The 22,740-nt window shown below is 48.8% G+C and carries 19 protein-coding genes; 15 read left to right on the plus strand and 4 right to left on the minus strand.

Translation table 11 applies throughout. The features are described 5' to 3' along the window. Window positions 1-291: 291 nt before the first annotated feature. From EJL91_RS13830 to EJL91_RS13840, 3 genes are all read left to right on the plus strand, one after another. A complete protein-coding gene (locus EJL91_RS13830) occupies window positions 292-1,704 on the plus strand; it encodes a YfcC family protein (protein WP_125142543.1) in 1,413 nt (470 codons plus the stop codon). Window positions 1,705-1,821: 117 nt separating this feature from the next. After that, window positions 1,822-2,925 carry an amidohydrolase family protein gene (locus EJL91_RS13835; protein WP_243125344.1) on the plus strand — a complete coding sequence of 368 codons (1,104 nt, stop codon included), beginning with the start codon at window positions 1,822-1,824 and terminating at the stop codon, window positions 2,923-2,925. A gap of 200 nt (window positions 2,926-3,125) precedes the next feature. Next, complete coding sequence (locus EJL91_RS13840) at window positions 3,126-4,517, plus strand: YfcC family protein (RefSeq protein ID WP_125142545.1); 1,392 nt, start codon at window positions 3,126-3,128, stop codon at window positions 4,515-4,517. A 26-nt stretch (window positions 4,518-4,543) separates the two neighbouring features. Here the strand turns inward: EJL91_RS13840 and EJL91_RS13845 are convergent, their stop codons facing one another. Then, window positions 4,544-5,680 carry a PucR family transcriptional regulator gene (locus EJL91_RS13845; protein WP_164516845.1) on the minus strand — a complete coding sequence of 379 codons (1,137 nt, stop codon included), beginning with the start codon at window positions 5,678-5,680 and terminating at the stop codon, window positions 4,544-4,546. Between the two features lie 250 nt (window positions 5,681-5,930). Here EJL91_RS13845 and EJL91_RS13850 point away from each other — a divergent pair, with 250 nt between their 5' ends. Genes EJL91_RS13850 through EJL91_RS13860 form a run of 3 tightly spaced genes read left to right on the plus strand, consistent with a single transcriptional unit; the run spans window position 5,931 to window position 9,829 of the window. After that, entirely contained in the window at window positions 5,931-7,019 is a 1,089-nt protein-coding gene (locus tag EJL91_RS13850) for a DUF917 domain-containing protein (RefSeq protein WP_125142547.1), read from the plus strand. A 30-nt stretch (window positions 7,020-7,049) separates the two neighbouring features. After that, entirely contained in the window at window positions 7,050-8,525 is a 1,476-nt protein-coding gene (gene pepD / locus EJL91_RS13855) for a beta-Ala-His dipeptidase (protein ID WP_164516846.1), read from the plus strand. Next, on the plus strand, window positions 8,522-9,829 hold the full coding sequence (locus EJL91_RS13860; RefSeq protein ID WP_125142549.1) for an MFS transporter: 1,308 nt from the start codon (window positions 8,522-8,524) through the stop codon (window positions 9,827-9,829). The genes pepD and EJL91_RS13860 overlap by 4 nt, the downstream gene beginning before the upstream one ends. Before the next feature lie 72 nt (window positions 9,830-9,901). On the opposite strand, the gene EJL91_RS13865 is transcribed toward EJL91_RS13860, so the two are convergent. After that, complete coding sequence (locus EJL91_RS13865; protein ID WP_125142550.1) at window positions 9,902-10,453, minus strand: hypothetical protein; 552 nt, start codon at window positions 10,451-10,453, stop codon at window positions 9,902-9,904. Between the two features lie 700 nt (window positions 10,454-11,153). Between EJL91_RS13865 and EJL91_RS13870 the strand changes: the two genes are divergently transcribed. Continuing rightward, a complete protein-coding gene (locus EJL91_RS13870; RefSeq protein WP_125142551.1) occupies window positions 11,154-12,539 on the plus strand; it encodes an RsmB/NOP family class I SAM-dependent RNA methyltransferase in 1,386 nt (461 codons plus the stop codon). On the opposite strand, the gene EJL91_RS13875 is transcribed toward EJL91_RS13870, so the two are convergent. After that, entirely contained in the window at window positions 12,515-13,321 is an 807-nt protein-coding gene (locus tag EJL91_RS13875; protein WP_341467008.1) for an RluA family pseudouridine synthase, read from the minus strand. The two genes, EJL91_RS13870 and EJL91_RS13875, sit on opposite strands and share 25 nt — an antisense overlap. Before the next feature lie 236 nt (window positions 13,322-13,557). On the opposite strand from EJL91_RS13875, the gene EJL91_RS13880 reads away from it, so the two are divergent. From EJL91_RS13880 to purD, 7 genes are all read left to right on the plus strand, one after another. Then, entirely contained in the window at window positions 13,558-13,917 is a 360-nt protein-coding gene (locus EJL91_RS13880; protein ID WP_125142553.1) for an Hpt domain-containing protein, read from the plus strand. A gap of 30 nt (window positions 13,918-13,947) precedes the next feature. Continuing rightward, window positions 13,948-15,042, plus strand: a complete 1,095-nt coding sequence (locus EJL91_RS13885; protein ID WP_125142554.1) for an HD-GYP domain-containing protein — start codon at window positions 13,948-13,950, stop codon at window positions 15,040-15,042. A 250-nt stretch (window positions 15,043-15,292) separates the two neighbouring features. Continuing rightward, entirely contained in the window at window positions 15,293-16,873 is a 1,581-nt protein-coding gene (locus EJL91_RS13890; RefSeq protein ID WP_125142555.1) for a flotillin family protein, read from the plus strand. Between the two features lie 603 nt (window positions 16,874-17,476). Next, window positions 17,477-17,995, plus strand: coding sequence for a 5-(carboxyamino)imidazole ribonucleotide mutase (purE, locus tag EJL91_RS13895; RefSeq protein ID WP_125142556.1), 519 nt, complete (start codon window positions 17,477-17,479; stop codon window positions 17,993-17,995). A 113-nt stretch (window positions 17,996-18,108) separates the two neighbouring features. Beyond that, a complete protein-coding gene (gene purM, locus EJL91_RS13900) occupies window positions 18,109-19,140 on the plus strand; it encodes a phosphoribosylformylglycinamidine cyclo-ligase (RefSeq protein WP_125142557.1) in 1,032 nt (343 codons plus the stop codon). Further along, window positions 19,134-19,733 carry a phosphoribosylglycinamide formyltransferase gene (purN, locus tag EJL91_RS13905; RefSeq protein ID WP_125142558.1) on the plus strand — a complete coding sequence of 200 codons (600 nt, stop codon included), beginning with the start codon at window positions 19,134-19,136 and terminating at the stop codon, window positions 19,731-19,733. Before purM ends, purN begins: the two co-directional genes overlap by 7 nt. Before the next feature lie 20 nt (window positions 19,734-19,753). Continuing rightward, window positions 19,754-21,028, plus strand: coding sequence for a phosphoribosylamine--glycine ligase (gene purD / locus EJL91_RS13910; protein WP_125142559.1), 1,275 nt, complete (start codon window positions 19,754-19,756; stop codon window positions 21,026-21,028). A 113-nt stretch (window positions 21,029-21,141) separates the two neighbouring features. Here purD and EJL91_RS13915 read toward each other — a convergent pair whose 3' ends face one another. Then, window positions 21,142-21,699, minus strand: a complete 558-nt coding sequence (locus EJL91_RS13915; protein WP_125142560.1) for a hypothetical protein — start codon at window positions 21,697-21,699, stop codon at window positions 21,142-21,144. 215 nt (window positions 21,700-21,914) lie between these two features. Here EJL91_RS13915 and EJL91_RS13920 point away from each other — a divergent pair, with 215 nt between their 5' ends. Then, window positions 21,915-22,718: a hypothetical protein gene (locus tag EJL91_RS13920; protein WP_125142561.1), complete on the plus strand. Its 804-nt coding sequence runs from the start codon at window positions 21,915-21,917 to the stop codon at window positions 22,716-22,718. The last annotated feature ends 22 nt before the right edge of the window (window positions 22,719-22,740 follow it).

Here is a 22,740-nt window from a genome sequence, read left to right on the forward strand (position 1 = left end):
AAACTTTCCGAAGGGGACATTGGAATCCGCCGGTGCTTGCTGAGGTATTTTCGAAGCTAGCATCCGTTGTGCATTCCACAAGCGGGCGGGTCCCCGGAGGAATTTTTTCTCCCGGATCCCCCACCTGACCAACAACCTCCGCCCGGGACTGAAGACTCATCAACCTTCCCTCCCACCCCAACCTCCCAGATTCGTCTGATTTTCCAATTATGCACCTATTGACATTCAAATGGCGGCTTTATAATTACAAATACAGAAATGTCGATTTTTGTAATTTTAGGAGGGATTAGTATGAGTGAAACAACAGAAAAGAAGAAGTGGTTTGAACGGGTGAAGATGCCCCACACGTATGTTATACTGATAACGATACTTGTGATTATGACAATTCTCACCCACATCATTCCGGCCGGGCAGTATCAGAGGGTGGAGGATCCGGTCAGCGGGAAGATGATTGTAGTGCCGGACAGTTTTGAGTTTGTGGATATCAAGGCTCCTGGATTCTTTGATATCTTCCTGTCCCTGCAGCGCGGTTATGTGGATGCTGCCAATATTATGTTCTTAATTATCTTTGCGTATGGCTTTGTATATATGCTGGTTAAGAACGGAACAATGGATGCGGCCCTGGGCACGCTGGTGCGTCTGGTGGGCAAGAAGGTCCAGCTTATGATTCCGATTACGATGATTGTGCTTGGCGCCTTAAGCTCGACGCTTGGTATCTTTGAGGAGGTATACGGACTGTTCCCGGTGTTTGTGGGAATCTCGGTGGCGCTGGGATATGATATTGTCGTCGGCGGTGCGATCGTGTGTCTGGGCGTTATCATCGGATATGCATCCGGTACGTTTAACCCATATACAATCGGTATTGCCCAGGATGTTGCCGGTGTGGAGATGTTCTCGGGACTGGGACTGCGTGTCGTAATCCTGGTTGTGTTTGAGCTGGCGGCGATTCTGTACATTATGAATTATGCCCGTAAGGTGAAAGCGGATCCGACCAAGTCTATCATGTACGGCGTGGAGAGTGAATTTGTCCAGAGAAAGAGCCTGGATGAACTGACAGGGGCAAAGATGAACACGAGGCAGAAAATCTGTCTGCTCATTTTCTTTGCGACACTAGGCAGCCTTCTTTACGGTACGACACAGCTCGGCTGGTACATCGATGAGATTGCGGCCATGTTCCTGATGATGATGATCTTTGCGGGAATTGCGAGTGGATATTCGGCAACCGATATCTGCAAAACATTTATCGAGTCCACGAAGGCTATGGTTTCTTCCATGCTGATCGTCGGATTTACCAGAGGTATCCTGCTTGTCATGAAGGACGGTATGATTTCCGATACAATCGTTTATTACCTGGTATCCTTACTTTCCGGCGCGAGCAAGTATGTATCCGCCTACGGTATGCTTTTCCTTCAGAATATCATCAAGTTCTTTATCACTGGTTCATCCAGCCAGGCTACTATCACGATGCCGATTATGGCTCCTACGGCCGAGCTGATTGGCCTGAGCAAACAGATTGCAGTTCTGGCTTACCAGTTTGGCAATGGTTTTGCCGATATGTTCTGGCCGACATCCTGTGCCCTTTACTGCGGTCTTATGGGTGTTCCGCTCAATAAATGGTATAAGTTCATCACACCGTTCTTTGGAATCGTGCTGATACTGGAAGTTATTTTTATGACGATTGCAGTTGCTATTGGTTATTGTTAATCACGGTGCAAGGCGCGCCGGAAGGTCTTATAGTGAAGAATACATGAATCAGAAAGTGCGGGGTACGATATGATTATTAAAAACGGACAGGTTCTCCTATTTGAAGAGGGCGGATTTGTGAAGAGAGATATCCTTATGAAAGAAGGAAAGATTGTTAAAATAGCGGAATCGATCGCGGAAGCGGAGGACGCGGAAGCCGGCGGGGAAGTGATTGAAGCCGGAGGTAAGTTCATCACCCCCGGAATGATTGATGCCCACAGCCATATCTGCATCAGCGAGGAGGGGATGGGAGCCATCGCCGATGACTGTAACGATTACAGTGATGCCGTAATGCCTTATCTGGAGACCATTGACGGTATTAACCCCTTTGATCTGGCGGTGGATACGGCGGTGAGGGCCGGTGTGACCTGCGCCTGTGTCTGCCCGGGAAGTGACAGCGTGGTGGGCGGCATATGCAGCGCCATTCAGCTAAAGGGAAATGTAGCGGAAGACATGGTACTGCAGCGAAAAGCTGCCGTCAAGTGCAGCTTCGGCGAAAATCCGAAGAGAGCCGGATACGGCTTTAAGACCAGGATGGGTAATGCCTACCTGCTGAGAAAATGCATTGAGGATGCCATTGACTATAAACACAGAAAAGAAGAGGCGGAAAAAGCCGGAAATTATTTCAGGACCGACATCGGAATGGAAAATATGCTTTTGCTTCTGGATAAAAAAATCCCCCTCCATGCCCATGTACACAGGGCCGATGATGTATGTACGGCAATCCGGATTGCAAAGGAATATGATTTAAAACTGGTTATCGTCCACTGCACGGACGGAATTTCCATCGTGGATTACCTGGCAAAACATGATTATCCGGTTATTCTCGGACCGACGATGTATCCGCGTTCCAAACTGGAGAGCATGAGCCGCAGCTTCGAGACGGCGGGAGTGTTAAACAAGGCAGGAATCAAAATCTGCATCACGGCGGATCATGACGTGACGCCGATTTATTACCTTTCCGTGTATGCCGCACAGTCGGTACGCGCAGGACTCGATGAACTGGAAGGATTAAAGGCCGTTACAAAAAATCCTGCACAGGTTCTGGGAATCGACGACAGAAAGGGAGAACTGGCCGTGGGGCGTGACGCCGATATTGTGATTTGGTCGAAACATCCGTTTGATTATGATACGAAAGTGGAGAAAGTCTACATGGAAGGCCAGAATATGACGAAGCAGTAAAGGGCTGTAATACGCCTGTGGCAGTCCGCACAGTGTCTGAGTGCAGGCTGGGACAATATTATATTGAATTTATTGTAACTATTCAGAATGCAGTATTCCGGGAATCGGTAACTGTGAGGGTGCTGGAGCGTTGCAATCGATTGACATAACCCGGGGATTTTTCCCCGGGATTTCTGGCATAAAGTAATGGGGGATGAAAAATGGGAAAAATAAAAAATAAAGTACAGAATATCAAGATGCCGCACACCTACGTAATTCTTACGGTTATTCTTCTGGCTGTGGTGGCTCTGACTTACATGGTCCCTGCGGGGGAGTATGACAGGATTCTCGATCCTGTGAGCAATAAAATGATTGTCATTCCGGAGTCCTTTCATTTTACCGAGGGGGTAAGGCCGGGATTTTTCGATGTATTCCTGGCTCTTCAAAGAGGATATGTCAGTGCCGCGAATATTCTTTTTCTGATTATCTTTGCCTACGGTTATGTTTATGTGCTGATTGACAACGGGACGCTTAACAGCCTGATTAACTGTATGCTTTCCTCCATGGGCAGAAGGACCTATCTGATTATCCCGGTGAGTATGTTTGCTTTCGGCGCGCTTGGATCCACCATGGGGATTTTTGAGGAACTGTACGGAATGGTTCCCGTTTTTGTCGGAATTGCGGTGGCTCTTGGATATGATGTGATCGTGGGTGGAGCCATCGTATTTGTCGGTGTGGCTACCGGGTTTGCGGCCGCGACAACGAATCCGTTTTCCATCGGCATCGCCCAGAGTATTGCAGGCGTGCCGATGTTCTCCGGGCTGGCCTACCACGCCGTTATATTTCTGGTTTTTCAGACGGTGGCAATTATCTATGTCATGTGGTACGCAAAGAGGGTAAAGGCAAATCCGGAAAAATCGGTGCTGTTTGGTGAAAAACTGGAAATGCTTCCGGTCCATAAGGTGACGGAGGAAAAGATGACCTTAAGGCAGAAACTCTGCCTTGGGCTTTTTGTGTTTACGATAGGATTTCTGCTCTATGGGACTATGAAGCTGGGATGGTATATTGATGAGATAGCGGCAATGTTTCTGATGATGATGATTATCACCGGCGTGGTGGGCGGGTACGGCGCGACAAAGATCTGTAAGACTTTTATTACATCTACGCAGAGTATGGTGTCATCCATGCTGGTCGTGGGCTTTACCCGCGGCATTCTTCTGACCATGCAGGACGCGATGATATCCGACACGGTGGTCTACTACCTGTCCCAGATGCTGAACGGCTGCAGCCAGTATATTTCCGCAGTCGGCATGCTGATCATTCAAAACGTAATCAATTTCTTTATTACAGGCTCTTCCAGCCAGGCTACCATTACGATGCCGATTATGGCTCCGGTTGCCGATATCGTGGGACTGAGCCGTCAGACAGCCGTGCTGGCCTACTGCTTCGGAGACGGATTCTCAGACATGTTCTGGCCTACGGCCTGTGCGCTGGAATGCGGGCTTATGGGTGTTCCGCTCAATAAATGGTATAAGTTTATGACGCCTCTGTTCTGCATCATGATGGCACTGCAGGTGATATTTATGCTGATATCCGTGGCGCTTTCCGCGTAGGCGGACAGTGTCACGGATATCCGGCACTATAAAAGTTTTTCCGCTTTCAGCGCCAGTGAGACGCGTTCTATAAATACATAAGGTTCTTCCAGAAGCCCGAGAATTGTCCGGGCTTTTGTTATGCGGAAACGCACCGTGTTTTCATGGGTGTTTAGCCGTTCGGCCGTCTTTTTGATGTGGCCGTTTGTCTCAAGAAATGTGGAGACGGTCTTTACGAGCTCAACGCCGTGCCTTGTTTCATAATCTCTGAGAGGCCCCAGGGTTTCATGGCAGAAAATGCGGAGGGAGTCGTGGTTTTTCATGGGCAGTAAAAGGTTATAAACGGAAACGTCGTCGTTCCAGGTGACCCGGTTTTCCGTGATTCGGCTGATTTCATGGGCGGAACATGCCTCTTTCAGCGCGCGGACAAAGCCTCCCGCGTTCTCAAAACGGCCGCTGATTCCGGCAAAGAAGCTGCCGCCGTATCGGGAAAAGAGCCTTAGGAGAGAGTCTGCGGAAGGTGCACTGCCGGCAGCGTCTTCCGTTTTCATGATTACAAAACCGCCTTTTTGATAGCGCAGGAAAGGAAGGCCGTATTGGGTGTCCAGGTCACTTTTCAGCAGACGGAACCGCATAGGGGCCAGCGAAGGAAAGGTGACGTAAAGGCACCGGTATCCGGGCGGCAGTTCCGGGACCAGATACTGGATTATTTCGCTGCATTCCGCGGCCGAGAGGTTGTCGTAAAGAAGGCGGTTGAGTTTGTTCTCAGAATGGAGGTCAAGCTGTTCGGTCAGGATCAGTTCGGAGATATCCTTAATCAGCCTGCCGTAGGGAATATCGTTTTCAATCATGATGATGGGATAGCGGTTTTGATTGGCGAGGCGGATTACCCGCTCCGGCAGCTCCCGGACGCGGTAACGCACGCCGATGCAGCAGGAACTTCCGGTCTGGATATAAAATCGGATGATATTATAAATCTGTTCTTCATAATTTCCATCCGCATAAAAGCTGTGGATATACAAATCCCCCTGGGATACGAGGCCGTAACCGGGGTCATCCGGATCCAGCGGGGAGTCGGTGAAATTGACGCGCATGACCTCCCGGTTAAGGCCCGCCGCGCCGCATACCAGTTCTGCACTCTTTAAAATCTCAAGTTTCAAGATATCATTTACCGTTATTCCCATAAAAGCTTCCTTTCGAATGTTATATCGGTGGTTGGATTCCTGTAAGCAGAAAAAATCAGATGTCCTGTAGTTATTATGGGACAGGGGGAAATCCATGTCAAGAAGGCGCTTGTAATTATTACAAAATAAGCTCTTGTTTTTTGTACTTTATCATGATGAACCATCAGAGCACAGACAGTACAATAGAACTATGAAAACAGTGCAGCGGCACATTAGAGTATCGGCAAAGAGACTGGAGAGGAGAAAGAAAATGAGAAAACTGGGGTTACAGGAACTGAAGGACATTATGACGGGATGCGCGATTATGGGAACGGGCGGAGGTGGCTCCATGGCGGAAGGCATAGGCGCGGTGGAGCGTGAATGGAACAGGGGACATGAGTTTAAACTGCTGGATTTCGGCGAGATTGAGGATGAATCCTATTATGCAAGTCCGTATTACTGCGGCTGTATGGTACCGGAGGAACAGGAGGCGGAGGAGGACCTGTTTGACGGAAGTGATATCGCCCTTTCCGTGGAAGCGCTCGAAAACTACATGGAAACGAGTTTCCACGGCCTTGTATCCATCGAATACGGTGCCGGAAATACGGGCGAGGTCATGGCGATGGCCGCGAAGACGGGCAAGTTCATTGTAGATGCCGATGCGGCGGGCAGAGCGGTGCCGGAGCTGCAGTTTTCGACCTACTATGTGACGGGACAGCCTATCACGCCTCTGGCGGTGGGGACAATTTACGGCGACGTAGCCATCATTCCCGTTGTGCGGGAGGATGCCAGGGCTGAAGCCCTCACCCGCTTTATGGCGGTGGCGACAAACGGGGCGGTCGGTATGACGGATCATCCGATAAAGGGAAGAGAGCTTCGAAAATCGGTAATCCCGGGAGCCTTGTCAAAAGCCTGCCGGGTTGGCCAGGCGAGGAGATTGGCAGAGGAGAGAGGGGAGAATCCGATAGAAGCCGTCCTGAAGGCAGCCGGCGGTAAACTCTTGTTTACTGGCCGCGCCTCCGCCCAGACGGACTGGGAGAACCGGGACGGTTTCACTTACGGTGATATCTGGCTTGACGGAACCGGGGACGATGCGGGAAGAAACGCCAGAGTCTGGTATAAGAATGAAAACATGATGATGTGGGTGGACGGGAAACTGCGCCTGACCTGCCCGGATCTCATCTGCGTGCTGGAGCAGAAGACGGGGATGCCCGTCACAAATCCCAACTGCAAGGAGGGAATGGATCTATGCGTCCTGGGATTTCCCTGCCATGAGCTCTGGAAAACGGAGAGAGCGCTGGAAATCCTGAATCCGAGGTTCTTTGGATTTGACGAGGACTGTGTATTCCTGGAGCGGTAAAATGTAAAAATGAAGGAGAAGAGTGATATAATGGGAGGAAGAAAGAATCGAGAAGACGAAGGGGAACGAGTTCTTGCCTGTTTCAGGGAGATAGCGGAAATTCCGCGGCCGTCCTATGAAGAAGAGAAGATTGCCGATTACCTGGAAGCGCAGGGGAAAAGGCTTGGTCTTGACGTATTCCGGGACGGACATAATAATGTGATACTGAGACAGGGGAAAAAAGAAACCGGCTGTCCTTCCGTCATTTTGCAGGCGCATACGGATATGGTATGGGAAACGGAAGAACCGCAGGAGGCGGGAGAAAAAAACCCGCACGGGATTCACGAGGAGGGCGGCTATATAAAGGCATCGGGAACGACGCTGGGAGCCGACAACGGAATCGGGGTGGCGCTGATCCTTGCACTGTTAAATAAGGGAGGGGATTATCCTGCCCTGGAAGCTGTTTTTACATCCAACGAGGAGGAGACGATGGGAGGCGCCGAGGCTCTGAACGGTGAGGTTCTGAGCGGAGAATGGCTGATTAACCTGGACAGTGAGAAGGAGGGCGTTTTTACAATCGGAGCGGCGGGAGGAATCTCCGTCCTGCTCGAATTTCCCGTAACGGAAGAAAAGGGGGGGAAAAGAGAATCTGTAACGGTCGCCGTCCGGGGCGGTAAGGGCGGCCATTCCGGCCTGGAAATTGGAAAGAGGAGGGAAAACGCCATCTGCCTGCTCGTCCGGTTTCTCCGATCCCTGGATGAAGCCGTATGGGAACTTTCCGCCCTGGAAGGCGGCAGCCGTTCCAATGCAATCCCTTCGGAGGCTTCAGCGGTGATTCTGGCTGAAAATGCAGCTTTCATAGAAAAGCAGGCGGCCCTTTTTGTGGAGCAGCGCCGTAATGAATGGAGCGATGAGGAAAAAGAACTCATTCTGACCGTGGAAAAGAATGGGGATGTGAAAGAGGGAAACGTATATGATCCTTTGTGCAGGGAACATCTTCTTTTTCTGATGGAAAATCTGCCCCATGGGGTGAAAAGCAGGACGGAGGAGTTCGTCTGTTCCTCCGTAAACCTGGCCTCCGTAAGGGAGAGCTGCGGACAAAAGAGGATGCTGACGGTAGAACTCAGCCTCCGCTCCTCCTATGAGTCCTGGTACAGGGACGAGGCAGAACGCATCTGCCGGCTGGGAAACCGCTTTGGTGCAGGGACCGTAATCAAAGACGAATATCCCGCCTGGTCTTATAAAAAGGAGTCAAAGCTTACGGAAATTCTCCGTGAGGCATACAGGGAAAATTTTGGCTGTGAACCGGTTCTGGAAAATGTCCATGCGGGTGTGGAGTGCGGTATAATCATGAAAAACTGCCCATCCGTGAAAGAAGCGGTTTCTATCGGCCCTACGATTATAGGGGCGCACACGGTAAACGAGGCGGTGGATACGGCTTCTGTGGGAAAGGTATTCAGACTTCTGGATACTGCCCTGACAAAAATAAAATCATGTGGAACCAGACAGGGGGGAAGACGAAAATGAACGGTAAATTCAGAAAATATCTGCTTATTATTACATTGGGACTGGCGGGCGGTTCTATCTATTTCCTGCCCTATATCAAATACGTTTTTTATGATGCCCATATAGCCTGCATGAACATTACCAACACGCAGTCGGGATATCTTATGACCATGTACACAATCGGAAACGTGATCCTGTATCTGCCAGGCGGAATACTGGCCGACCGGATTTCACCGAGAAAAGCGTTGTCCTGGTCCTGCCTCGGGACTTCGGCGTTCGTATTTCTGTACCTCTTCACGATGAAAAATTTTGTCATTTCCATGATCATCTGGATGGGACTTGCGTTCAGCACGGGTTTTGTCGTATGGGCGGCGCTTCTTAAGACAGTGAGAATCATCGGCACCGAGGAAGAGCAGGGATTTCTTTACGGCCTTTACTATGCATGCAACGGTATGGCTGCGGCCGCCGTGAATGCGGCAGCCGTCCTTGTTTACAAGACGGGAGCCGATATGGAGAGCGGTTTCTTCCGCGCCTGCGTATTCGGCGGAATTGTTCCCATTATTGTAGCGGTGCTTCTGCTGATCCTTCTCAGGGAAGAGGACGGAAAAGCGGGGGCTGACGACGGTGAACCGAAATTCCAGATGGCAGATGTGGGAAAACTGCTCAAAAATCCGGTGGTCTGGGTTATCTCAGCGATCATGTTTTGTGGCTACGGCTTCTATATGAGCACATCGTATTTCAATCCGTATCTGACGGAGGTGGTAGGGATTTCCATGGTGGATTCCGGTCTTCTCTCGGCGGTGAGAACCTACCTTCTTCTGCTTCTTGCCCCGGTCGGCGGCCTGATTGCGGATAAGTGTTTTAAGTCTACAAGTAAATGGCTTTGCACCGCATTTATGCTTACGGCAGTTTTGTTTGGAATCGTACTTGTTCTTCCAAAAGGGATGAGTGCGGGACTTGCCAGTTTTTATACGCTGATACCGGGAGCAGTTGTCATGATGACCTACGGCGTAATCTCCTCGGTCGTTGCAGAGGTGGGAATCCCGAAGACGATGACCGGCACGGTGATTGGCATTATATCGATTATCGGATATCTGCCCGACGCTGTATATTCGGTACTGTTCGGGGCCTGGCTGGATCGTTATCAGGGAGGAGGTTATCCGCTGATATTTGGTTTTCTCGCAGCAACAGGACTTCTTGCCGCGGCCATGGCTTTCTATGTATTCCGGCACGGAGTGAAGTGTAACACCCAAATTCCGTCAAAAGCGGGCAAAAGCGCGGCAGGCACTATTGGCCGGAAGATTGTAAATGATCTGGGCAAATAGCCCGGCGGAAGCTTTGGCAAACGCCCGGGAGGAAATATCGGTTCCCGGCTCTGCCGCGGCATATCGGATACTCTATTTGGAAAACAGCCGAAGATAGGCGCGGATCAGAAGACAGCAGGCCAGCACAAACCAGATTTCCATCGCCGTGTTGATAATTCCCGATAAAATCAGGGATGAGATACAGAATACGGCGGTGGAAATCAGAAGAAAAAGGCAGGGACGCCCTTTTTCCGGTTCCCGGAAGTAGAGCTTAAGCGCCAGAATCAGAAGGCAGAAAAAGAGTACAACCGTGGAACTAATTGCGGTAATTACATGGATAAAGGATAAAAAAGGAAACCGTGCGGGCAGGTACGGCGTGATGACAAAGAGAAGCATCATGCCGGCGGAGAGAAAGAGCAGCAGGGTTTCTTTTTTTGTTGAAAAATACTGTCCTGCCTTCAAAAGAATCAGCCGCAGCGAAAAAAAGAAGTAAGTTCCGGTTATAATACTCCACAGAAGAAATTCACCCTGTCTCGACAGTGCGGTGCGGATAGAAGAAAAATTGGTTGTAAAATAACCGGTCCCGCGGGCCAGGAAAAAAGTTAAAAAAGGGATAAGAATATAAGAAAAAACGGCTGAAACCATGATGCCACCTCCGACTGCAGATTACAATTGGAATAGTATCTCCATTGCAGTGCGGCATATGTATGGGGAAATCCAGAGAAAAAATTCCTGCGGGGGCTCACTTCATTTCTGGAATGCGCAGCGGCCGCCACGTTCCGCGGGCAGTTTCCCAGCATCTGTAGTGTGTAGTGACCGCGACAATACCATCCCCACTTGAACGAATAGAACAATTCAGCGGCCGCCGGCCGTGCCGGAATGGTATGCGTCAACCTCGGCGTCTTCAGTCCCGGCCATAACCTTCCAGTGGGGAAGAAGGGAGAAAAAGATTCCGGAGGGAACCTGGGAGTTCATCGGCACTTACCGAGGTTTTTTCGAGGTTAGTGTCCGTTATGTACTCCAAAGAGCGCGAGCGTTTCCCGAAGGAACTTTTTCTGCCCGGATTCCCCACCCGCGACAAAACTCAATCCGGGACTAGAACTCACAACCTTTCTCACCATTCCGCCCCCGGCCGTCCGGCGGCGTTCTCATTCCTCAACAAATCCCAACAAAAGTTGTAAGAACGAAAAGATTATGGTAGAATAATTCAATTGAAAAAATCAGTACAGGAATGGAATCAGGCGGGCTGCGCCTGCGAAATGACAAGTTACGGACCCGAAGGCCGGAACGTGATAACGATAACGAACAGAGCAGCCTCAGGCTGGAGATAAAGGAGAGAGATAGTATGGAGCTGCCGTCGGCATTTAAAGAGCGGATGAAAGATATGCTGAAAGATGAGTACAATGATTTTATAGAGAGCTATGACAGGGAGCGTTCCCAGGGGCTCAGGCTGAATCTGCTCAAAACGGGACGTGAGGAATTTATGGAAAAATCTCCGTATACCCTGGAGCCGGTTCCGTGGGCCAGGGACGGTTTTTACTATGAAAGCGCCGACCGGCCGGGCCGCCATCCGTTTCACGAGGCAGGGGTGTATTATATCCAGGAGCCCAGCGCGATGGCGGTGGTCACATTTTTAGATCCCAGGCCCGGGGACAGGGTGCTTGATCTCTGTGCCGCGCCGGGAGGGAAGACGACTCAGATAGCATCCGCGCTGAAGGGGCGGGGATTTCTGCTGACGAATGAGATTCATCCGGCCAGGGCAAAGATCCTCTCGCAGAACGTGGAGCGGATGGGTGTCAGGAATGCCGTTGTGACAAATGAGGAGTCTGGCCGGCTGGCCGGATATTTTTCGGAGTTTTTTGACCGGATTGTGGTTGACGCGCCCTGTTCCGGGGAGGGGATGTTCCGCAAGGACGAGGAAGCGGTCAGGGAGTGGAGTCCCGGGAACGTGGAACGCTGCGCTGTGCGCCAGCAGGAAATTCTGGACAATGCGGCCCGCATGCTGAAGCCAGGAGGAAGGCTTGTTTACTCCACCTGCACCTTTGCACCGATGGAAAACGAGATGACGATCGAAGCGTTTATAGAAAGCCATCCTGAATTCTCGGTAGAGAAAACAGAAGATTATGAAGGCCTTTCCAAAGGAGTGAAGGAGTGGGGAAACAAAAACGTCGAAGGGATTGAAAATACGGTCCGGATCTGGCCGCAGAGAACGAAAGGGGAAGGCCATTATATCGCCGTTCTCAGGAAAGACGGGACAGAGCGGGAGATTAAGAGAAAATGGCCCTCCTATATTAAGGACAGGAAGGCGCTCAAAGACTATTTTGATTTTTGCGGCAGCAGTTTAACGGAGCCGGATCAATGGAAGGACAAAAAGAATTTGATTCTCTTTGGGGAGCAGCTTTACCTGATACCGGAAGAAATGCCCGATTTTGACAAGCTGAAGGTGGTAAGGCCGGGACTTCATCTGGGAAGCTTTAAGAAAAACAGGTTTGAGCCGTCCCATGCTCTGGCTCTGGCACTTAAAAAAGAGGAAGTGAGCCTGTGCCGGGACTACTCTGCCGATTCGCCGGAAACGGCCGCCTACTTAAAGGGGGAGGCAATCGCCGATGAGCCTGGGCAGCCGGGGGATAAGGGCTGGACTTTAATGAATGTGGAAGGATATTCTCTCGGCTGGGCTAAACTTGCCGGCGGAATACTTAAAAACCACTATCCCAAAGGACTCAGAAAGTAAAAATCCTCGGGCAGGGGAGCAGAGAATTCCATAGACGCACCCGTGACGGGGTGAGTGAATGAGAGGCGGCAGGAGTGAAGCGACTGCCGCTTTATAAAACGGTAATCGGGATTGTAGAGAAAATCGCCCAGCAGCGGATGGCCGATATATTTCATATGGACCCGGATCTGGTGCGTCCGTCCCGTATCCAGGGTAAGGAGAAGCAGGGAACAGTCCTTTTCCTCATCATAGGCGAGGCGGCGGTAGTGGGTGCATGCGTACTCTCCCCGTTCCGGATCAACGCAGCGCTCAATCGTGGAACCATCCACCCTGGCGATAGGCCGGCAGACCGTTCCTTCTTCTTCGGTAAGGCCGGATACAACCGCCATATATTCACGGTGTATTGTTTTCTGGGAAACCATGGAGGAGAGGACGGCTCCGCTCAGCATATTCTTTGCGATCAGCAGCAGGCCCGTCGTGTCGCGATCCAGGCGGTTGACGGCGCGGAAAACAAAGGCCTCATTTTTTTCCCTGAAGTACCAGGCCAGGCCGTTGGCCAGGGTATTGTCGTAATGGCCCTGGGAGGGATGGACCGGAATCCCGGCCGCCTTATTAATCACCATCATATCTTCATCTTCATATACAATATCAATTTCCATGGGAACCGGTACGATATTTTCCGATGAAACGTCTTCTGAAAGCAGGATGGACAGCACATCGCCTGCACTTATAATTCTGGTCGTGTAGGCCAGGGAACCGTTCAGCGTAATACCCAGTTCCGTCTTTCTGAGGTGTATGATCACTTTACGTGAAAATCCATGTTCTTTTAAAAAGGTTTCAATTGATTTTCCACAGTCTTGTTCTGTAATTTGATAACAAATTTTCTTTTCCATGCAGGTAATTGTAGCAAAAAAGAGTGCCGTTTACAAGCGGAGAGAAAAGATAAAATTCATTGCAAATTATACTCATATTTGCTACAATTAAGAGTGAGAAATAACAGAAAGTGTTTGAATATGATAGTCAGAAAGGCAGATAATAAATGGATATAAAAGAGGTATATACGAAACTCGGGGAAGAAACGGAATTTGTAATTGCCAGATTTGGAGGAAACATATCTCTTCTGGAGCGTTTTGTCAAAAAGTTTGTGGAAGATCCGACCTATGGCCGCCTTATGAAGAGCCTGAAGGATAAGGATTATCATGAGATTGAGATTGGTGCCCATACTTTGAAAGGGGTGGCGGCGAATCTGGGGTTTAACAAACTCAGCGAAACAGCGGCTTCAGTTGTGCAGGCAGTCAGGGAAAAGAAAACTGATAGAATTCCGGAGCTCTCTGAAGCAATGTCTGCAGAATACAAGAACGTGATAGAATGTATAGCCGGACTGGACACCAGTAGATAAAGATACTTTGAAGTAAGTGGGGGAAACCGGATGGAGGATCTGCGGAAAGTCATCTTAATTGTAGATGACATCGAGCTGAACAGAGCCATTTTAAATGAACTGTTTTATCGGAGCTATCGTGTGCAAGAGGCCGCGAATGGAATTGAGGCTTTGAAAGCAATTGAAAAATTTGGAGATCAAATCGCTATTATCCTGCTTGATGTTGTAATGCCGGAACTGGACGGATTCGGTTTTCTGAAGGAACTGAAATCTCGTTATAAGAATAAGCAATATCCCGTTTTTTTTATCACGGCGGAAGATTCGGACGAGATTATTAACAGGGGTTATGACATGGGAGTTGACGACGTAATTAATAAGCCGTTTAATCCCAGCATTATCAGGCGCCGTGTTAAGAATACGATCGAGCTTTATGAGCGGCGTTTCCGGATGGAAAGCATCATAGAGGGGCAGACGAGAAAGATTAAGGAACAGGCAGAGAAACTCCGCGAGACCAGCCTTGCGATGGTCGATACGCTCAGCACGGTGATCGAGTTCCGTGACTGTGAATCGGGTGAACATGTAAAGAGGATCAGAACAACGTCCAAGGTGCTGATGGAGGCCCTGGGTGATGCGGATCCGGCCTACCGTTTTCCTGCGGCCACGGTTGAAGAGATATCGGTTGCATCGGCAATGCATGATGTGGGTAAGATAGCAATTCCGGATCATATCCTGAACAAGCCGGGCAAACTTACCGTGGAAGAGTTCGAAATCATGAAGGAGCATACGGTAAAAGGCTGTGAGATTCTTCAGAGTGTGGATATTCTCAGAAATTCAGATTCATTTGTATACTATTACGATATCTGCCGCTGGCACCATGAAAAATGGGATGGCAGAGGATATCCGGATGGTCTCAAGGGAGACGAAATTCCAATCTGGGCCCAGGTAGTGGCTCTGGCGGACTGTTATGACGCCCTTGTAAGCGAACGCGTTTACAAACCGGCCTACAGTCACGAGAAGGCGCTGGAGATGATACAGGGAGGCGAGTGCGGCCAGTTTAACCCGGCTCTTTTAAATGCATTTGCCAAGGTATCCGACATCCTGAAGCAGCAGGGCGGCGACAAGATCAGGTCGGAGACAGTTCAATAAAAGATATTATTTTAGAGAGAATGGAAGCAGGCTGTGGTCTGCTTCTTTTTTTGAGCAGCAATGAATAATTCGCGAAGCGTGCTTTTTGTTGTTGATAAAATGTTCTGAAAAAGACTTAATAAAAAAGAAAAGAAACGTAAAGAAAAATACGAAAATTGAAAGATTCTGACACTGGACAAAATTGCCAATATTTCTTATCATATAAGTAACAGTATTTTACAAAAATCGACAAACAGAGAGGGGTAAATGTATGGAGAAATTTGGTACACTCATTATTATTGCAGTGGTTGCGGTCCTCGTGCTCGGCATCTTTGCAGGCGGCTATGTGAAAGCTCCGCCGGACAAGGCGTTCCTGATTTCCGGCCTGAAGAAGGAGCCCAGAATCCTGATCGGAAAAGCAGGCATCCGGATTCCGTTCCTGGAGAGACTGGACAGACTGTATCTGGGGCAGATGACGGTGGACATTAAGACGGACACCTACATTCCGACCAATGACTTTATTAATGTTATGGTTGATGCCGTGGCTAAAATACGCATCTCTGAAGATCCGGTTAAGATGAAACTGGCTGCCAGAAACTTCTTAAACAAAAACCAGGATCAGATTGCGGCGGATTTGACGGATTCCCTGCAGGGTAATATGCGTGAAATCATAGGAACACTTTCGCTGCGTGCCATCAATACGGATCGGGATTCTTTCTCCGACCAGGTAATGGAAAAAGCATCAAAGGATATGGAGAAGCTGGGAATTGAAATTCTTTCCTGTAATATTCAGAACGTGGAAGACGAACATGGGCTGATTCAGGACATGGGTATGGATAATACCAGTAAAATCAGAAAAGAGGCTTCCATTGCGAAAGCCGAGGCGGAGCGCGATATCGCTATCGCCCAGGCGGCGGCCGACAAAGCGGCTAATGATGCGAGGGTACTGGCTGAGACCGAGATTGCAAAGAAAAATACGGAGCTTGATATTAAGAAAGCCGAACTGAAAACCAATGCCGATACAAAGAAGGCGGAGGCCGATGCCGCATACGAGATTCAGAGCCAGGAGCAGCAGAAGACCATCCAGATTGCCACTGTAAATGCTCAGATTGCCAAAGCGGAGAGAGAAGCGGAGCTGCGCCGCCAGGAAGTAGAAGTACAGCAGCAGGCCCTGGAAGCGGAGATTAACAAAACGGCGGATGCCGAGCGCTACCGAGTGGAGCAGGAGGCGGCAGCCCAACTGACGAAACGCCAGAGAGAGGCCGAAGCAAAGAAATACGAGCAGGAGAAAGAAGCCGAGGCGAAGAAAGCACTCGCAGATGCGGCAAGATACAGCGCAGAACAGGAGGCGGAGGGGATCCGCGCCAAAGGTGAAGCGGAGGCATCGGCCATTGAGGCCAAAGCCAAAGCGGAGGCGGAAGGTATGCAGAAGAAGGCAGAGGCATTCAAACTTTATAACAATGCCGCCATCATCCAGATGCTGGTTGAAATTCTGCCGGATATGGCAGCTCAGGTATCCAAATCCGTGGAGCAGATTGATAAGATTACGATCTTTGGAGGTGGTTCAGGGAGCGATGGCGTGCAGAGTATCTCCGACTATGTGCCGATAGGAATGGCTAAAACATTTGAGACAATCAAGGAGGCCACCGGCGTCGATCTGGCGGAGGTTATCCGCGGCGAGACATATGATGCCAAGGTCAACAGGAACATCAGCATCTCTGATATTCCGGAACTGAAGGCCACGCTGGAAGTGCAGAGGGAGACGGAGAAGAAAGAAACGTCGAAGAAAGAAACTGTTGAAGCGGAACCGGTAACCGTGCCTGAAGAGGGGATGGCCGGCGCAGAGACGTAAAATAGAAAGCTGTATAAAATAAAAATTGTATTATGTAAAAGATCGCGATAAGAGTAAGCGCCTGCTGGTACCGGCAGGCGCTGTTTAAACAGGAAAGACCTGCAGTCCGAAACAAAGATATGTTATATTAAAATGGCCGGAGGATAGTTTAAGTCATATAAGAAACTATCACCAGATCAAAATAAAAGTCCGTTTTTACAATATTCTGACAGAGGAAATTCTATAAGAAAATGGCTCTGCGTCTACGGTTCAGCCTGCTGTCGGGCAAAAATTCAGTATAATGAAAACAATTCATCATAATTTAAAACATAAATTCTGTATCGTAAAAGCAGAGGAAAAAGTCAGGAAACGATTGTCCGGAGTCAAAAAAATATAATCGCTCTGTATGGAATCCGTACTGTATGCGTTTGCGCTAAAATTTCTATTGACTTGCCCCCAAAAACCTAGTATTATTACTAATAAGTAATAGTGCTTTAATTAAATGTACTTATAAGTGTGGCTAATATATTTATTATCAAACAGTAATGAATTATTCTGCACATTCCGCAGAATAACTGCAAATGAAAATCCAGAAGATAAACAAGCAGAAAAGGAGAACAAACAATGGCTAAAGTAGGAATTGTAATGGGAAGTGACTCTGATATGCCTGTAATGGCTCAGGCGGCAGATTTCCTGGAGAAGATGGGAATTGACTTTGAGATGACGGTAATTTCAGCCCACAGGGAGCCGGATGTATTTTTTAAATATGCCAAGTCCGCTGAGGAGAGAGGCTATAAAGTAATCATTGCCGGCGCAGGTAAAGCAGCCCATCTGCCGGGAATGTGTGCCGCCCTGTTCCAGATGCCGGTTATCGGCATTCCGATGAAGACCTCTGATTTAGGAGGAGTTGATTCTCTTTATTCTATCGTACAGATGCCGTCCGGTATCCCAGTTGCAACGGTTGCTATTAACGGTGGAAAGAATGCGGGAATCCTGGCTGCCAAGATCCTGGCTACATCCGATCCGGAACTGCTTCAGAAGTTAAAAGATTACTCCGAAGAGATGAAGAATGAAGTTGTTGCGAAAGCGGAGAAGTTAGATCAGATTGGTTACAAAGAGTATGTAGCCCAGATGAAGAAATAACGTTACGGAGTGAAACGTAACGAAATAATCATACCTGTTTGGAAAACCATATAGAGCGATAGACAAAGAAATTGAAAATAGAACAGTGAATTCAAAGATACTGGAGGAAAATGATGGATTACAAGAACGCCGGAGTTGATATTGAAGCTGGATACAAATCAGTTGAGCTGATGAAAGAACATGTAAAAGGAACCATGAGACCGGAAGTAATGGGAGGCCTGGGAGGATTTTCAGGAGCTTTCTCCGCCGCTGCTTTTAAAGAGATGGATGAGCCGGTGCTGCTGTCGGGAACCGATGGTGTGGGAACAAAGTTAAAACTTGCTTTCCTGATGGATAAACATGATACGGTCGGCATCGACTGTGTTGCCATGTGCGTCAACGACGTGGCATGTGCAGGCGGCGAGCCCCTGTTTTTCCTGGATTACATTGCCTGCGGCAAGAATGTGCCTGAGAAAATCGCAACCATCGTAAGCGGCGTGGCGGAAGGCTGCAAGCAGTCGGGCGCTGCCCTTGTAGGCGGCGAGACAGCTGAAATGCCTGGATTTTATCCGGAGGATGAGTACGATCTGGCAGGTTTTGCGGTCGGCGCGGTAGATAAAAAGGATCTGATTACAGGTGAAAACCTGGCGGCCGGGGACATCCTGATCGGAATGGCCTCCTCAGGCGTGCACAGCAACGGTTTTTCCCTTGTCCGTAAGGTATTTGAGAATGAACTGACGGCAGAAGGGCTGAATACGTATTATGAGGAGCTGAACACCACACTGGGTGAGGCTCTGATTGCCCCGACCAAAATTTATGTAAAAGCGCTTAAATCGGTCAAAGAAGCCGGCGTTACAATAAAAGCGTGCAGCCATATTACAGGCGGTGGTTTCTATGAGAATATTCCGCGTATGTTAAAGGAAGGAACACGTGCCGTAGTCAAGAAAGACAGTTACGATGTTCCGGCCATTTTCGGGCTTCTGGCTAAGAAGGGCAATATTAAAGAAGAGATGATGTACAATACCTATAATATGGGCCTTGGAATGATTATGGCAGTCGCTCCCGCTGATGTGGACAAGACGATGGAAGCGGTAAAGGCAGCCGGAGAGACCCCTTATATTGTAGGTTCCATTGAAGCGGGCGAAAAGGGAGTAACCTTATGCTGAGAGTAGGCGTGCTGGTTTCCGGCGGGGGAACCAACTTACAGGCCATATTGGATGCTATCGACGGCGGAATCATTGTGGGCGCCGAGGTGGTTGCCGTAATCAGCAATAATGAGAATGCCTATGCCATAGAGAGGGCCAGGAAACACAATATTCCGGCTTTTATCGTGACACCGAAAGCATACGGCAGCAGGGAAGAGTTTAACAATGCCCTGCTTGAGACAATGAATGTCTGCAAAGTGGATCTGATTGTCCTGGCCGGTTTCCTTGTAAAGATACCGGAGGCGATGATTGCTGCATATAAAAACAGAATTATCAATATACATCCGTCTTTAATCCCGTCTTTCTGCGGTGTCGGTTTCTACGGACTGAAGGTTCATGAGGCGGCGCTTAAACGCGGGGTCAAGGTGACGGGCGCTACGGTCCATTATGTGGATGAGGGAACTGATACCGGCCCCATCCTTCTTCAGAAAGCAGTGGAGGTCAGGGCGGGAGATACGCCGGAGATACTCCAGAGACGCGTTATGGAGGAGGCGGAATGGGTAATTCTTCCTCAGGCAATCAACATGATAGCGAATAATATACAGGCCATATAAGGTAAGGAGACAGGAGATAAATGAAGATTCTAATCGTTGGAGGCGGCGGCCGTGAGCATGCCATCGCCTGGAAGGTAGCCCAGAGCAAGAGAGCAGATAAGATTTACTGTGCACCAGGCAATGCAGGAATTGCCGAATATGCAGAGTGCGTAGAGATCGGAGCCATGGAATTTGACAAGCTTGCGGCATTTGCTAAAGAAAATGCCATCGACCTGACTATTATCGGTATGGATGATCCTCTGGTCGGCGGTATCGTGGATGTATTTGAGGCAGAAGGCTTAAAAGTATTCGGCCCGAGAAAAAATGCGGCTATCCTGGAGGGTTCCAAAGCATTTTCCAAGGATTTGATGAAGAAATACAATATTCCGACAGCCGGTTACGAAACCTTTGACGATCCGGAGAAAGCGCTTTCATACCTGAAGACAGCCGAGATGCCTATTGTACTGAAGGCGGATGGCCTGGCTCTTGGGAAAGGCGTACTGATCTGCAACACCCACGAGGAGGCAGAGGCCGGGGTGAGAGAGATCATGATGGATAAGAAATTCGGTTCCGCAGGAAACCAGATGGTGATTGAGGAATTTATGACCGGCCGCGAAGTTTCCGTTCTCTCCTTTGTAGACGGGAATACAATCAGGATCATGACATCCGCCCAGGATCACAAACGTGCCCAGGACGGCGACCAGGGACTGAACACCGGCGGAATGGGAACCTTTTCCCCAAGCCCGTTCTACACGGAAGAAGTAGATGAATTCTGCCGTAAATATGTGTACCAGGCAACGGTGGATGCAATGAAGGCAGAGGGCAGAACCTTTAAGGGAATTATTTTCTTCGGCCTGATGCTGACTGAAAAGGGCCCGAAGGTACTGGAATACAATGCCCGTTTCGGTGATCCCGAAACCCAGGTGGTGCTTCCACGTATGAAGAACGATATCGTGGATGTATTTGAGGCCTGCGTAGACGGCACGCTGGATCAGATTGAACTGGAATTTGAAGATAATGCGGCGGTTTGTGTCGTGCTCGCTTCCGACGGATATCCGGTAAAATACGAAAAAGGATTTAAGATCAAAGGCCTTGATACGTTCAAGGAAAAAGAAGGATACTATGTGTTCCATGCCGGTTCCAAGTTTGATGCCGACGGTGATATCGTGACAAACGGAGGCCGTGTGCTGGGCGTAACGGCAACCGGAAAAGACTTGAAGGATGCCAGAGCCAACGCTTATAAGGCGACGGAATGGATTGAGTTTGATAATAAGTATATGAGACATGATATTGGTAAGGCGATTGATGAGGCGTAAAAAATGCGGTTAAAACCGAGATAGTAATTTGAGAAATTTTATTGCTAAGCTCAAGAAGAGCTCCCTGTTTTGGGAGCTCTTCTTGAGCTTAAGCATCTTCGCTATAAAAAAGATTAATTCATCACCATCTGGAATAACGGAATTCCGATCGCAATAATCAGGGCGGCAATCATTGCATATTTGGCTAATTTCCAGAATTTACTATTTCGGAAGGCCTTAATACAGGATAAACCGCAAAAACTCACTACGACCGCGACAGATGTTCCAACCAGGCCGTTTAATAGATCGCCGGTACGGTAAAAAGTAAGAGTGGCAAAAAAACCACAAATCCCAAAAGCCAGTATAGAAATCCCGAAAACGGTCCAGAAGAGACGCAGGGCTTTCGGGATCACGGTATTAGTCTTAGCCTTTTCTGCCTTACGCGGCATCTTCAGCTCAGAACGTTTTGCCACATTTTTAGGCTGTGGTGCAGCGTCTGTATCATGAAAAACAAATTCTTCGTAAACATATTTCTGATAAACAGCTCCCTGTTGTTCCGCCTCCTTCTGCGCCTTATCCTGCTGGACATCATCCGGAGCATCCTTATCGGCCACCTGAAGAACATATCCACATCCTTTACAGGCGCTGCCTAATTCATCGATTCGACCGCAATATGGGCATATTTTTTTCATGTTATTCCCCTTATATATGTAATATGATAATAGTATACCAGCAGTTTCATAAAAGGACAACAAATGATTTAAAACAGGACGAAATATTATACCGCTTTTATCGCCTAATGGATTTATTAAAGGTGAATGCTTGCTTTTTTATTCTAATGCAGATAAACTTGGCAATAAGAGTAGACATAACGGACGTATTTACAGATGTAGAAAGGAATTGTATTATGAGAGCCAGAGTATATGATAAAAGTGAAAATACCTTCTATGTTTCGGAAATTTATGGCATTGTCAATTCCGGAGGGGATAAATATATTGTGGGTAGACAGAAATCTGGAACGCGGCAATTCTGCCTGGTGGACTATTTGGATTTTTCATCGTCACAGGCGCCTCATCCCGTTCAGGTCGAGTGCATTGACCGCAACGATCTAAACGGCGGGTCGGAGTGGCTCTGCAAGACAAAAGAGGAGCTGGAAGAATTCAACCAGATCCTGGAGCAGCAGTTCTCACTGCCGCGGATATTGCGCTACAGCGGATATCGCTTTATATGGGAAGACAGGGAAACGCTGATTCAGCTCCTTCTCAATAAAACAGTCCGCGATGACACCGGCATGGCGGCCGGAATACAGACAAAACTCACGGGATGGAATTACATCGAGAGTGAGCCTGACATCGACATGCTGATGGAGGTGTTTGCCGGTTTTCACGATTCCGTCATCAAAGAGATTCATTATCTGAGCGGCGACTATGTGGACGGGGAAGGGATGCACCTGACCTTCTCCTGTGATAAAAAGATACAGTTCCTGTTTGACAGCGACTGGTCGGACAGTATAGAGGTGGTATTTGAAGCGGTCCGGCTGATGCAGCTTGTACCACCGGCAGAAAACTATCTGGCGGATTTGTATGACGCTTCTGTTTTTGTGAAAAATCACGAAGTATATTTTTATGACAGCAATCTGGCCGAAATTCCCGAAACTTACAGCGGGACCTGGGTAAAGGCGCTGGGAATGCGCTGGAGGTCTCTGAAATAGAATGACCATATCGTTAATGTGG

The organism is Clostridium transplantifaecale, from assembly GCF_900626075.1.
In the GTDB taxonomy this organism is placed as follows: Bacteria; Bacillota; Clostridia; order Lachnospirales; family Lachnospiraceae; genus Otoolea; species Otoolea transplantifaecalis.

Bases quoted from the DNA above. Each gene is read 5' to 3' on its own strand.
- EJL91_RS13845 (WP_164516845.1), bottom strand. From the start codon at position 5,680: ATGGGAATAACGGTAAATGATATCTTGAAACTTGAGATTTTAAAGAGT.
- pepD (WP_164516846.1), top strand. From the start codon at position 7,050: ATGGGAGGAAGAAAGAATCGAGAAGACGAAGGGGAACGAGTTCTTGCC.
- purN (WP_125142558.1), top strand. From the start codon at position 19,134: ATGCTGAGAGTAGGCGTGCTGGTTTCCGGCGGGGGAACCAACTTACAG.
- EJL91_RS13840 (WP_125142545.1), top strand. From the start codon at position 3,126: ATGGGAAAAATAAAAAATAAAGTACAGAATATCAAGATGCCGCACACC.
- EJL91_RS13870 (WP_125142551.1), top strand. From the start codon at position 11,154: ATGGAGCTGCCGTCGGCATTTAAAGAGCGGATGAAAGATATGCTGAAA.
- EJL91_RS13865 (WP_125142550.1), bottom strand. From the start codon at position 10,453: ATGGTTTCAGCCGTTTTTTCTTATATTCTTATCCCTTTTTTAACTTTT.
- EJL91_RS13860 (WP_125142549.1), top strand. From the start codon at position 8,522: ATGAACGGTAAATTCAGAAAATATCTGCTTATTATTACATTGGGACTG.
- EJL91_RS13830 (WP_125142543.1), top strand. From the start codon at position 292: ATGAGTGAAACAACAGAAAAGAAGAAGTGGTTTGAACGGGTGAAGATG.
- purD (WP_125142559.1), top strand. From the start codon at position 19,754: ATGAAGATTCTAATCGTTGGAGGCGGCGGCCGTGAGCATGCCATCGCC.
- EJL91_RS13885 (WP_125142554.1), top strand. From the start codon at position 13,948: ATGGAGGATCTGCGGAAAGTCATCTTAATTGTAGATGACATCGAGCTG.
- EJL91_RS13850 (WP_125142547.1), top strand. From the start codon at position 5,931: ATGAGAAAACTGGGGTTACAGGAACTGAAGGACATTATGACGGGATGC.
- purM (WP_125142557.1), top strand. From the start codon at position 18,109: ATGGATTACAAGAACGCCGGAGTTGATATTGAAGCTGGATACAAATCA.
- EJL91_RS13920 (WP_125142561.1), top strand. From the start codon at position 21,915: ATGAGAGCCAGAGTATATGATAAAAGTGAAAATACCTTCTATGTTTCG.
- EJL91_RS13915 (WP_125142560.1), bottom strand. From the start codon at position 21,699: ATGAAAAAAATATGCCCATATTGCGGTCGAATCGATGAATTAGGCAGC.
- EJL91_RS13880 (WP_125142553.1), top strand. From the start codon at position 13,558: ATGGATATAAAAGAGGTATATACGAAACTCGGGGAAGAAACGGAATTT.
- EJL91_RS13890 (WP_125142555.1), top strand. From the start codon at position 15,293: ATGGAGAAATTTGGTACACTCATTATTATTGCAGTGGTTGCGGTCCTC.
- purE (WP_125142556.1), top strand. From the start codon at position 17,477: ATGGCTAAAGTAGGAATTGTAATGGGAAGTGACTCTGATATGCCTGTA.